The organism is Vagococcus hydrophili, assembly GCF_011304195.1.
Lineage (GTDB): Bacteria > Bacillota > Bacilli > Lactobacillales > Vagococcaceae > Vagococcus > Vagococcus hydrophili.
On record NZ_CP049887.1, the window covers coordinates 1,966,155 to 1,978,124 of the forward strand.

At 33.5% G+C, this 11,970-nt stretch carries 10 protein-coding genes and 1 tRNA gene; 9 read left to right on the forward strand and 2 right to left on the reverse strand.

The window, feature by feature from the left end; genetic code table 11:
• The first annotated feature begins 14 nt into the window (after positions 1-14).
• The 5 genes from G7082_RS09720 to G7082_RS09740 all read left to right on the forward strand — a co-directional run bounded on the left by G7082_RS09720 (position 15) and on the right by G7082_RS09740 (position 6,415).
• Positions 15-938, forward strand: a complete 924-nt coding sequence (locus G7082_RS09720; protein WP_166034896.1) for a carbohydrate ABC transporter permease — start codon at positions 15-17, stop codon at positions 936-938.
• Between the two features lie 25 nt (positions 939-963).
• The gene (locus G7082_RS09725; RefSeq protein ID WP_166036060.1) at positions 964-2,433 is read left to right on the forward strand and encodes an ABC transporter substrate-binding protein; all 1,470 of its coding nucleotides are present in this window, start codon (positions 964-966) and stop codon (positions 2,431-2,433) included.
• Between the two features lie 143 nt (positions 2,434-2,576).
• A complete protein-coding gene (locus G7082_RS09730; protein ID WP_166034897.1) occupies positions 2,577-3,203 on the forward strand; it encodes a YesL family protein in 627 nt (208 codons plus the stop codon).
• Positions 3,184-4,905, forward strand: a complete 1,722-nt coding sequence (locus G7082_RS09735; protein ID WP_166034898.1) for a sensor histidine kinase — start codon at positions 3,184-3,186, stop codon at positions 4,903-4,905. Before G7082_RS09730 ends, G7082_RS09735 begins: the two co-directional genes overlap by 20 nt.
• Positions 4,906-4,921: 16 nt before the next feature.
• The gene (locus G7082_RS09740; protein ID WP_166034899.1) at positions 4,922-6,415 is read left to right on the forward strand and encodes a response regulator transcription factor; all 1,494 of its coding nucleotides are present in this window, start codon (positions 4,922-4,924) and stop codon (positions 6,413-6,415) included.
• Between the two features lie 213 nt (positions 6,416-6,628).
• Here the strand turns inward: G7082_RS09740 and G7082_RS09745 are convergent, their stop codons facing one another.
• On the reverse strand, positions 6,629-7,072 hold the full coding sequence (locus G7082_RS09745; RefSeq protein ID WP_166036061.1) for a MerR family transcriptional regulator: 444 nt from the start codon (positions 7,070-7,072) through the stop codon (positions 6,629-6,631).
• Positions 7,073-7,204: 132 nt separating this feature from the next.
• Between G7082_RS09745 and G7082_RS09750 the strand changes: the two genes are divergently transcribed.
• Positions 7,205-8,677 (forward strand): MDR family MFS transporter, encoded by a 1,473-nt coding sequence (locus tag G7082_RS09750; protein WP_166034900.1) that lies wholly within the window; start codon positions 7,205-7,207, stop codon positions 8,675-8,677.
• Positions 8,678-9,379 (forward strand): DUF4811 domain-containing protein, encoded by a 702-nt coding sequence (locus G7082_RS09755; protein WP_166034901.1) that lies wholly within the window; start codon positions 8,678-8,680, stop codon positions 9,377-9,379.
• A gap of 49 nt (positions 9,380-9,428) precedes the next feature.
• Here G7082_RS09755 and G7082_RS09760 read toward each other — a convergent pair whose 3' ends face one another.
• Positions 9,429-10,763 (reverse strand): M20 family metallopeptidase, encoded by a 1,335-nt coding sequence (locus tag G7082_RS09760; protein WP_166034902.1) that lies wholly within the window; start codon positions 10,761-10,763, stop codon positions 9,429-9,431.
• 260 nt (positions 10,764-11,023) lie between these two features.
• Between G7082_RS09760 and G7082_RS09765 the strand changes: the two genes are divergently transcribed.
• Both G7082_RS09765 and G7082_RS09770 read left to right on the forward strand, forming a co-directional pair.
• Entirely contained in the window at positions 11,024-11,500 is a 477-nt protein-coding gene (locus tag G7082_RS09765; protein WP_166034903.1) for a GNAT family N-acetyltransferase, read from the forward strand.
• A gap of 220 nt (positions 11,501-11,720) precedes the next feature.
• A tRNA-Sec gene (locus tag G7082_RS09770) sits at positions 11,721-11,817 on the forward strand.
• The last annotated feature ends 153 nt before the right edge of the window (positions 11,818-11,970 follow it).

Here is an 11,970-nt window from a genome sequence, read left to right on the forward strand (position 1 = left end):
TAGGAGTGTGACAAATGAGTAGAAAAAAAGTAGCTAAAGTTGAAATTCGAGCCTTTAGTCCTAAAGTCGATTTTTTCTTTAATATCATGGTGGCATTGTTTGCTATCTCATGCTTAGTCCCATTCATCTTTGTTATTATTATCTCACTAACAAGTGAAACATCTTTAGCAGAGAATGGGTATAGCTTTTTCCCACAAGAATGGTCTTTTGCTTCTTATAAATATATTTTTGCAGGTCAAATGTCTGAGAAAATATTTAGAGCATTTGGTGTGACGATTTTTGTAACCGTCTTTGGAACGTTAGTAAACGCGTCAATGACATCACTTTATGCGTATGTTATTTCTCGTTCGAATTTTCCATTTAGAAAATTCTTTACGATGTTTGCACTGATTACCATGTTGTTCTCACCAGGAATGGTAGCCAACTACATAGTTATGACAAACATGCTTCAATTAAAAGATACGATTTGGGCATTAATTTTACCACTTGCCTTAGGACCTTTTAATATTTTAGTTATGAGAACGTTCTTTAAAAAGACTGTTCCAGATAGTATCATTGAATCGGCTCGAATTGATGGAGCCAGTGAGATGACTATCTTCATGAAAATTGTCTTACCATTAGCCGTACCCGGGATTGCAACGATTAGTTTATTTGCAGCTTTAGGTTACTGGAATGATTGGTTTAACGCTTTGTTATATATCCAAAAAGATAATTTGGTTCCACTTCAGTACTTACTAATGAAAATCCAGAACAACTTGGATTACTTAGCTAAAAATACCGGAATGGGATCACAAATTGCAGGAGGATTAGCCGCTCTTCCAAGTGAGTCAGCACGTATGGCTATTGTGGTGGTTTCAACCTTACCGATTGCTTTAAGTTACCCATTCTTCCAAAAATATTTTGTGGGTGGTTTAACAATTGGTGGCGTGAAAGAATAAAAAAAGTATACAGGGGGAATTAATGGTGAAAAGCTTTAAGAAAATCGCAACCGTCGCTGGTGCAGCACTTTTAGTGGCAGGTTTGGCAGCGTGTGGTAATGGTGGTAGTAAAGATGCCAAAGGTGGAAAATCTGGAGGTAAAAGTGATACAACAACTCTTTTAATGTACCAAGTAGGGGATAAACCAGAAAACTATGATGAGTTAATGGGAATTGCCAACAAACGCATTAAAGAAAAAATTGATGTAGAAATTGATTTACAATACATTGGTTGGGGTGACTGGGATCAAAAAATGAGTACCATCATCGCTTCAGGTGAAAACTACGATATCTCTTTTGCATCAAACTATGTCTCTAACGCTCAAAAAGGCGCTTATGCAGATTTAACTGAATTAGCACCAGATCACGCGAAAGAAGCTTATGACCAATTAGATGAATCTTATATTAAAGGTAACTTAGTAGATGATAAATTATATGCTTTCCCAGTTAAAGGAAATGTCTATGGTCAACAAATGTTAACATTTAACAAACAATATGTTGATAAATATAAGTTAAACGTCGATGACATTAATTCTTATGCTGATGCTGAAAAAGTGTTAATGGAATTCCATAAAAAAGAACCAAATATCGCGGCTTTTGCGATTGGTCAAAACTTTAAAGTATCAGGCGATTATGATTATCCATTAGGAAAAGATTACCCATTCGCTATTAAATTAGATGATGAAAAAAATCCTAAGATTATTAACCAATACGAAGACAAAGACATGATGGAAAACCTTAAAACTTACCGCAAATGGTATGAAGCAGGAATTATTCCAACAGATGCTGCTACAAACACAACTGGTTTCCCATTAGAAGGAAACACTTGGTTCATGCGTGAAGAAACACAAGGACCTATGGATTACGGCGATACAGTGTTAACAAATGCTGCGGGTCAACCAATTGTTTCTCGTGCGATTACAAAACCATACAGAACAACAGCACAAGCACAAATGGCTAACTTTACAGTATCAAATGTTTCTAAAAACAAAGAAAAATCAGTTGAATTTTTAGGCTTATTAAACAGCGATCCAGAATTATTAAATGGTTTAGTATGGGGTGTTGAAGGAAAAGCTTGGGAAAAATCTGGTGATAACAAAATTAAATTATTAGATGGTTACAAACCTAACCAACACATGGCAGCTTGGAATACAGGAAACAACATGCTTCTTTACACACAAGACACATTATCAGATGATTTAGTTAAAGAACGTGATAAAAAAATCGAAGAATCAATTGTTTCTCCAACATTAGGCTTTAACTTTAAAACAGATAGCGTTAAAACTGAATTAACTAACATTGCTAACATCATGAGTCGTTACAAAGATAGCATCAACACTGGATCAGTTGACCCAGAAGAAAATGTTGCTAAAATGTCTAAAGACTTAGAAAAAGCAGGTTGGAGTAAAGTTCAAGAAGAAATGCAAAAACAATTAGATGAATTCTTAAAAAAATAAAAAATAGTAACGAATTAAATGGTGACAGAAGTAGAATCGGTTGATATTTACCGATTCTACTTCTGTTACATTTATCTTTTGTTTAAATGGTACGTTAAAAAATGATACAATGAATTGAGAATAAATGAAAGAAGGAATAAAAAATGCTAGGAACAGGATTAGAAAGAGCATTCAAAGTAAGTTGGTTAGTGATTAAATTAAATTTATTTTTTCATTTATTTAGTCTAATGGGAGCGATTGTCTTTGGCATCGGTCCATCAATTCAAATGGTGTCGGATTTATTTCAACTTTCAGAATTTGATTATAAAGAAGTGACTTTAAAAAAAGCGTTTGAAATTTGGAAGAAACATTTTGTTAGAAGTAATGGGCAGTTTCTTTTGTTTGTTGGTGTAGCAGCTGTTCTTGCTTATAACTTATACTTGTCAGTTCAAATGCTCGGCATGGTTTGGCTAATGCTTGATTTCATCTTAATTGTTGCCTTAATGTTACTGTATTTGGCTTATCAATATGTGATTTCTTATGAAACAACTTACGAGATGCCATTTATTCAAGTGATAAAATTAGCGTTTATCAGTGTTTTCTTTAGCTTTGGTACCTTTTTTAAGCTATTATTAGGAGTAGTAACTATCGGTTTTATCACATGGCAAATGAAGGGATTATTCGTTTTTGCCACATTTAGTTTGCTTATTATGTGGAGTGTCATTGCGACAAAAAAAATCAGAGATGTTGTGAATGAAAAGTTGGGATTGAATGAAGAAGAAATGGTTTAATATTTTTAATAAGGGATTTTTAATTAATCAATTAATGCAATTATACAGCTTAATCCTCATGGTGGTTTTGTTAATTATCATGAGTGGATTAAGTTTATTTGTATTTGAAATGAACCAAAGAGAAGCAGAGGTTAAGATTGACAATGTAACAACAGAAGTCGCGACTAGTTTAAATAGTAAAGATAGCAACGTAGTGAGTAATATTTTAGGGGAAGTGGCTAATACGAGTGCTCATTATGAGAACTTAAGAAACTATATGATGATGGATCAGCAAAGTTATTTTGAATACATGATAGATATTTGGCATGAGACGGGGAATAGTATTTATTTTCCAGACGTGATGAAGGCGATTTTATCCAATTACGGTGAAGTAAAATCAATCGATATTGTTTTTGAAGATTTAGATATCTATCTTCACGGAGACAAATCAAGTGTTATGGGGAAAAAAATTACCAAACCTTATCATAAACCAACAGATGAATTAACGTTAGTCAGAACGATTCAAGAACCGAGCACTTCAAAAATAAGCGGAGCAGTTTACATTACATTTACAGATGATAGCGTATCTTCTTTTTATAACGAGAATCAAAATAACAAACAACGAGTGAGTCATTATATCTTTGACTCTCACGACCAATTAATTTATAAGAATCAACAGGATATGCCAAAAGAAACGCAAGAAGTAATCAAACAAGATATGGAGAATAACTCTTGGGTGAGTGAAAAAGGGTTAAACAATCGGTATTATGTCCGAAATAAAGCAGTCAAAGGTTTGTCCATTGTAACGGTCCTGGATAAACGACAAGTCCGAGTCACTTCATTTTTACAAATCGGTGTCATTTTCTCTATTGGAATAGGTGTGATGATTTTATTACTCTTCTTTTTAAATAAAGTCTTCCAAAAATACTCGACTCAAATGAAAGAATTAGTTAAAGTAACCAATCAAGTCAGTGCGGGAAATTTAAGTGCTCAAGTTGATCCAAGTATGATGCAACTAGAATTAAAAGATTTAGGGGACGCGATTAATCAGATGGTAGTAAATCTGAATAAATACATTGAAGACATTTATTTACTTGAGATCAAGCAGCGAGATGCTCACATGAGGGCTCTGCAGTCACAAATTAATCCTCACTTCTTGTATAACACATTAGAGTACATTAGGATGTATGCTCTGAGTAACCAGCAAACCGAATTAGCCGATGTGGTCTATGCATTCTCAGCCTTACTTAGAAACAATATTACCCAAGAGAAAACAACGACCTTGAAAGAGGAGCTGGATTTCTGCGAAAAATATGTTTACTTGTATCAAATGAGGTACCCAGATAGTATTGCGTATCATTTCATTGTAGATGAAGGATTGGATCAATTTGTGATACCTAAATTTATCATCCAACCTTTAATTGAAAATTACTTTGTTCATGGGATTGATTATGAGAGACAAGATAATGCAATTAGTGTGAAAGCCTATCAATTAGAGCATGAAGTAGAGATTCGAATTATTGATAATGGTCTTGGTATGACACAGGAACGTTTAAAAGATGTGAATCAACGATTGCTTGATGATAAAACCTTGCTTCAAAACTCAATTGGTATTTCCAATGTGTATCAAAGAATCAGAGGCTTTTTTGGAGAAGAGTCTAAAATGCAGTTAGAAGCAGTCGAGGATCAGGGTGTTACGATTATTATTAAAATCAAAAACTAAGGGGAGACATAAGCTTATGTATAAAGCCATGTTGGTAGATGATGAATATATGATTTTAGAAGGGTTAAAACAAATTATTCCATGGAATGAATTAGGATTTGAAGTAGTTAAAACAGCTAAACGAGGGCAAGAAGCACTGGATTATCTCAAAGAGAATGACATTGATTTGCTGATTACAGATGTGACCATGCCTAAAATGACAGGGATTGAATTAGTAAGAGAAATCAGAAAGTTTAAACCAGATCTTTCGATTATTATTTTATCTGGTTATCAAGAGTTTAGTTATGTGAAACAAGGCTTAGAGTTAGGTGTTAAAGGTTATTTGGTCAAACCCGTCAATAAAGATGAGTTGGAGCAGAAAGTTATTCAAATCAGAGATGATTTAATTCAAGATGCTAGAATGGGAACCCAAAAAGAACTTTATTACGATACGATGGTTCAAAGATGGCTAAATGATGAATTAAATGAAGACGAATTTTTAAACTTTATCAAAGAGCTTAAAATTCATTTAAACCCGTCATATTCTGTGATTATTGTTAATCAAGCCAATAATCCAGTGGACTTGTCTGAATATGTTAAATCCCAGCAACAACCCTTTATGGTTCAAACAGAAAACTTATCAACTTATCAAACGGTGATAATTTATCAAGGAATGCGTAATGAGTTAAATTTGTTTGTTAAAGGAATTGAAGAAGAGCTTAGAGGTCAAACCTTCAAGATTATTTTAGGAGAATCTGTCACAGAGTGGGAAAATGTTTATGAAAGTTTTGAGAAATCAAAAAAATTATTACTATTCCAAGAGTTTTACGGAGATAAAGAAGCCTCACAAATGGTAGTATCCTTAACCGATACAGAAGAAGAAGTGGAAAAATTACATTTTCTCTCTTTCAATAAGGCGTTGATGATTGGGGATATGGCGACGATTAAAGATGAGCTACATGGTATCTACCAACAGATGGCAGAATTTCGTTATACACCAGAGAATGTTCGTCACGTGACATTTTTGTTATTCACGGATATTTATCGTCAATTTCCTTCTTTAGATAAAGAAATTTATGATGATACACTAAAAAAAATTCATCATAGTTCAAGTATGAAAGAACTAAAACAATGGCTAGACCAAATACTAGATTCGATTTATGATAATCCAGCAGTTAGTAAACGATATTCTGATTTAGTGAAATCAGCTATTCACATTATATCCACAGATTATCAAAAAGATCTATCTCTAAAATCAGTAGCAGAGGTACTCCACATCAATCCAGTTTATTTAGGTCAACTATTTAAAAAAGAAACAGAACGCAGTTTCTCCCAATTTTTAAACCAAACACGAATTAAAAAAGGACAGTATTTACTACTAAATTCAAGTAAACCAATTAACGAAGTCGGCTACGATATAGGTTATAACAACCCAACCTATTTCTTTAAAATGTTCCGCAAATTAAACGGCTTAACCCCAAAAGAATTCCGAGAAAAATACCTACAAAATTACCAATCCTTTGAAGAATAGCGTGATGAAAAAGGCGTTTAGCTCCAAGCAACTGGAGTGAATACTAAACAATCCACGCTTTTCGGATTGATTAGTATTTGCGAAGTTGCCGCAGGAGCTGCCTTTTGAATCCGGACTACATAGCGTGATGAAAAAGCCGCCTAACTCCAAGCAACTGGAGGAAATTAAAAAAGTAAGGAAGAAGCTGATTCGAGTGACAGCTTCTTCCTTTTTTTATTTTTTATCATCAATCGATGTTTTATAGGTTAATTTATCTTCTTCAATGTCATAAGAAATGTAAAGTTCTTCATTATTGGGTTCAAAATCTCCAAATGAAAGATTGATAAACTGGTCATCAATGACTTCGATATCTTTAAAAGCACGTCTGAAAAATTGACGAATATGAAGCATGTTTTTTATTTTTTGATTAGATTTTTCAACAGCTTTACTCAAAGTATAACCTTCATCTAAGTAACCTTTAATAATTTCAACCTTTAAAACAACAGGTAATCGGTACTGTCGTGCAGACTTATCATCTTTTGAAATGGACTCAATAAATCCTTTCTCTTCCCAATAACGCAATTGTCTAGGTGAAACACCACTCATTTTACTTAACTCACTTATGCCAACTAATAATGTATCATTTTCTAAAAGATATTTAATGGATGCATTCAAGATAGCTCCCTCTTTCTTTTCGTATATTATCATTGTAACTTTATTTACTATCGTGTCAACTTACTTGACAAAGAATTAGATTAGGAATAAAGTATTCTATGTTATAAATGATTATACAGCAAAAGGGGAGAATATATGAATAAAAATAAAGCAGTAGATATTGAAGGGAAAGAGTATAATCGGACCGTTCTAGTTGGGGTATTATTAATTGGAACATTTTGTACAGTCTTAAATCAAACACTACTAACAACAGCCTTTCCAGCATTAATGAAATCTTTTGACATCACAGCTTCAGATGTTCAGTGGTTAACAACAGGATTTTTACTTGTTAACGGGATTATGATTCCGATTAGTGCCTGGTTAATTAATAAATTTAGTTCAAGAAATCTTTATTTATTTTCGATGATTGTTTTCTTAGCCGGAACAATTATCTGTTACACAGCACCAACGTTTTCCATGTTACTCATTGGTCGTTTAGTTCAAGCGTGTGGCGTTGGTTTATCAATGCCACTTCTACAAACCATCATGTTAACAATTTTCCCACCTGAAAGACGTGGGGCAGCAATGGGAATGGCGGGGATTGTTATCGGACTAGCCCCAGCCTTAGGACCAACGTTATCAGGTTGGATTATCGATCATTATTCATGGAGAGATTTATTTGGAATGGTGATACCGATTATCATTTTAGTAATTATTCTAGCCTTTTTCTATATGAGAACAGTAATTCCTTTATCTAATCCCAAAATTGATATTTTATCGATTATCATGTCATCTATTGGATTTGGTAGTTTATTGTATGGTTTTTCATCTGTTGGTAACAAAGGTTGGGCGAGTTTGGAAGTTTTACTAACCATTAGTATTGGTATTCTATTTATTGTTTTATTTGCTTTAAGACAATTAAAATTAGAAGAACCATTCTTAAATATCCGCGTCTTTCAATCCAAAGACTTTGCGATTGCAGCCGTTTTATCGGGAGTAACGAATATGGCTTTAATTGGCGCTGAGATGGTTGTGCCATTATATATTCAAAATATTCGAGGAGAATCTGCGTTTCATTCAGGTTTGATGCTACTTCCAGGTGCTGTTGTTATGGGGATTATGATGCCAATTACAGGCGCAATCTTTGACCGTAAAGGGGCTAAAAAGTTAGCAACGACAGGGATGTTTATTTTAACAGCTGCAACGATTCCTTTTGCTTTCTTAACAGAAACAACACCGGTTCCATTAATTATGGTCCTATATGCGATTCGTATGTTTGGGATTTCTATGGTGATGATGCCAGTCACAACCTCAGGAATGAATGCTTTACCTAATGAATTAATTACTCATGGTTCAGCCGTCAATAATACCTTTAGACAAGTAGCCAGCTCAATTGGAACAGCGATTTTAATTAGTGTCTTAAGTAATGTCACAAAAAGTAATATGCCGAGTGAAACAGTCTTAAAAGAAACACCACTAGCATTTAAAGAAGAAGCAGTTCATGCTACCTTAAGCGGTTATCATGCTGCCTTTTATGTGGCAATTTTATTTAGTTTACTAGGTTTTGGAATTGCTTTTCTCCTTAAAAATAAACCCCAAAAATTAACGTTAGAAAAAGGAGATAACTAAATGATTTTACTATTCTTATTAGTGTTAAGTGCCTTCTTGTTACCTGTGGTTAATATTTTCTGCAAAGGAAAAAAACGTGTCTTTTTGACTTTTCTAGTAGGTGTAATCTTTAGCGGCAGTATCTGTTTAGTTGTCTTAAATCAATATCAACATTTAGGTATGAAGAAAGTAACAACGACGAAAGAAGTCTCTTTAAAATCAAGTTCAGAAGAAATGCCAATGGATATCTTATTTTACCAACCCTTAGGTAATGGCAAAGAAAAAATATACCTATACCATACAGATAAAAAAGAGAAAGAACTTTTAAAAACGGGACAAGAAAAAGTGAGTAATCAAGTATTAACTAATCAATCACAAGAAAAATTAGTAACAAAACAAACAGAATGGGTCTATCAATCTGATTTTCTAAAACTATTTTTTAGTGTTGAAAAAGAGCCAACTTATTTAGTTCAAGAAGAAAATACCTTCTATCTTCCCAAAAAATGGTTAGAACTTAGTGTGGATGAAACTAAAAAACTAGGGGAAGAATTAACTAAGAATGAAGCAAAAATGAAACAAGAGGGTCAAATTTGGGTAGGAGAAGAACTTAAAAAAGAACTTACTAAGAACCCTAAAATGACAGAAAAAGAACAACAAGAAGAAATGAAAAAACTATCTCAAGATTACAAAATAAAAGTAGTCAAAGAAATTCTAGAGAAATAATAAAAGGTTGTGATAGAGGCATTTAGCTTCCATCACAACCTCTTCTTTTTTAGTTAGCACACAAACGATAAATGGCTTCAGCGTAAATCTCCATTGTTTGACGCATTTCGTCTAACTGCCAAGTTTCGTTTGGTTGATGCATCGTATCTTTCGTATTTTCAAACATTGCCCCAAAGGCTACACAATTGTCCATGGTACGAGCAAATGTCGCCCCACCAGAAATTTGAGGTGGACGCATGTCACCAGTTTTATCTCGGTAAGCACCAAGTAAAGTAGTGACTAATTCAGAATCAACTGGTACATAAAGTGACGCTAAAAAGTCATGTTCATGGTAAGTCAGTTCATATTCTTTGGCTACTTCTGCTAATTTAGTAGTCACTATTTCTTTTTCAAAGGTAACCGGAATACGAATATCAATCCCGATTTTAGTTTCATTTTCATTGATTTCAACAGTCGCAGCATTAAAGGTCAAGTTACCAGAAGCTTCGTCCTTAATTTCACCAAGAACGCTAATTCCTTTTGCGTCTTCTTTAATTAATTTTCCTAAGAAATCAAGTGCAGTGTGATTATACACAGAAACAAGCGCTTGAGCTAAACGAGTATTGGCATTAATGCCATCAGGTGCGTCTTTTGAATGGATTGATTTTCCTTTAACGTGAACATCTCCGTCTTTCATTAGATAGTTAAAGCCAAGTTTATCTAATTCAGCAGTGACCTCTGCAACTTTGCTACCAGAATAGACAGCTGTATCTGCCACAACGTTTAAAGCTGAACCACCAGTGAAGGTAAAATCATTAGAACCTTTACCAGTTAAGAATACTTGTAGTAATCCTTTTTCAGCATAAATAACAGGGAAGTTAGCGTCTGGTGCAATCCCCATTGCTACACCTTGTTCTTTTTTATGGTATTGATCCATACAACGCCATAAGTTTTCTTCATCTGTTCCAAAGATGAAACGAATTTTTTTATTTAGTGCGACTCCATTTTCAAGAAGGGCTTTAACAGCAAAAAGAGCTGCAATAGTAGGTCCTTTATCATCTTGAACCCCACGACCAACAAGAGCATTATCAACAATTGTTGCTTCAAAAGCTGGTGTGTTCCATAAGGTTTCATCCCCTTGAGGTACCACGTCTAAATGGCAAAGAATACCAAAAATTTCAGATCCTTCACCGATTTCAGCGTAACCATAGTAACCGTCAGGGTCAATAAAAGTTGCGTAACCCTCTTCTTTGAATAGTTCTAAAGTGTCTTTTAAACAATCAAGAATATCTTGACCAAAAGGTGCCCCATCTACTGCATCTTGTAGAAATGATGGTTTAGAAACAACACGTTGAAGGGCTTTGATGGCTTGTTCTTGATGTGAATCTGTAATAAAATCTTTCATGTAACGTTCCACTCCTTTAATTTAATTAATCAATATGATAAGTATAACACTTTCAAATTATAAAAAGAGTGAAGAATCAGGTATTTTCATGGGATTCACATGAAGATTGATGATTTTAGTCTATTAAAATTGTCAGAAAATTTAGGTAATGATACAATATTTACAATGAATCATCATTAAATTATTTATTTAAAATCAATATATGTTTAATAAAAAAACACATATCATAATTTTTAATAACGTTTTCATAGGAGGTAAACATGGAAATAAGAGAGATAACAAAAAAAGACAATCTAGGTGTTAAAGAATTAATTCAATCCTCTTTAAAAGAGCTTGGATTTGATAAACCAGGAACAGCATACTATGATCCTGAGCTAAATGATTTAACTTATTTTTATCATTCAACACCTAAAGCAATGTATTGGGTGATTGAGGTAGAAAGTAAAATTGTAGGTGGGGTAGGAATAGCGCCATTTAAAGATAACGTTTGTGAGCTTCAGAAATTATATGTTTCACCAAAAATCCAAGGAAAAGGTTTAGCTAGATTATTAATGGATCAAGCACTAACATTTGCGAGTGAACATTATGAAGCCTGTTATTTGGAAACGCATTCAGATTTAGACGCTGCTTGTAAGTTATATGAAAAATATGATTTTGAATCGCTGTCTAAACCAATAGAAGGATCAGAACATTCTGCCATGGATAAATGGTATTTAAAACGAGTATCTCAGAATTAAATAACAAAAATATAAATGTGAAAAATTAACAAAGTTATAGTTTGGAAAACATAAATAAAAAATAATTTTTTAAAAGTAGGATGAAAACAACAAAAACTTTCATCCTATGTATTATCTTTTTTGTGCATAAATTAACAAGAGTGAAATCAAAAAATACTAAAATTACGTTTGACAAAGGATTTTTTTAGTGATACATTGTTATCAAGTTATTTAATATGTTGGGAATGGATGGGTTCTGGTGTTCCCTCTGGTCTTCAAAACCAGTATGAGGAGTTAAGAGCTTCTTGGGTGGGTTCGATTCCCACACTTTCTCGCCAAAATCATCATATTAAGAGTAATATTAAAATTAAAATATAAATGAATGGACTAGTAAAGGATTGTTTAACACAACAAGAGAGGAATCGGTAGCTGAAAAGATTCTAGTTGTTAATCCCTTGAACCTACCAAATAAACATAGGTTGGATACCTTT

Bases quoted from the DNA above. Each gene is read 5' to 3' on its own strand.
- G7082_RS09720 (WP_166034896.1), top strand. From the start codon at position 15: ATGAGTAGAAAAAAAGTAGCTAAAGTTGAAATTCGAGCCTTTAGTCCT.
- G7082_RS09730 (WP_166034897.1), top strand. From the start codon at position 2,577: ATGCTAGGAACAGGATTAGAAAGAGCATTCAAAGTAAGTTGGTTAGTG.
- G7082_RS09735 (WP_166034898.1), top strand. From the start codon at position 3,184: ATGAAGAAGAAATGGTTTAATATTTTTAATAAGGGATTTTTAATTAAT.
- G7082_RS09740 (WP_166034899.1), top strand. From the start codon at position 4,922: ATGTATAAAGCCATGTTGGTAGATGATGAATATATGATTTTAGAAGGG.
- G7082_RS09750 (WP_166034900.1), top strand. From the start codon at position 7,205: ATGAATAAAAATAAAGCAGTAGATATTGAAGGGAAAGAGTATAATCGG.
- G7082_RS09755 (WP_166034901.1), top strand. From the start codon at position 8,678: ATGATTTTACTATTCTTATTAGTGTTAAGTGCCTTCTTGTTACCTGTG.
- G7082_RS09760 (WP_166034902.1), bottom strand. From the start codon at position 10,763: ATGAAAGATTTTATTACAGATTCACATCAAGAACAAGCCATCAAAGCC.
- G7082_RS09765 (WP_166034903.1), top strand. From the start codon at position 11,024: ATGGAAATAAGAGAGATAACAAAAAAAGACAATCTAGGTGTTAAAGAA.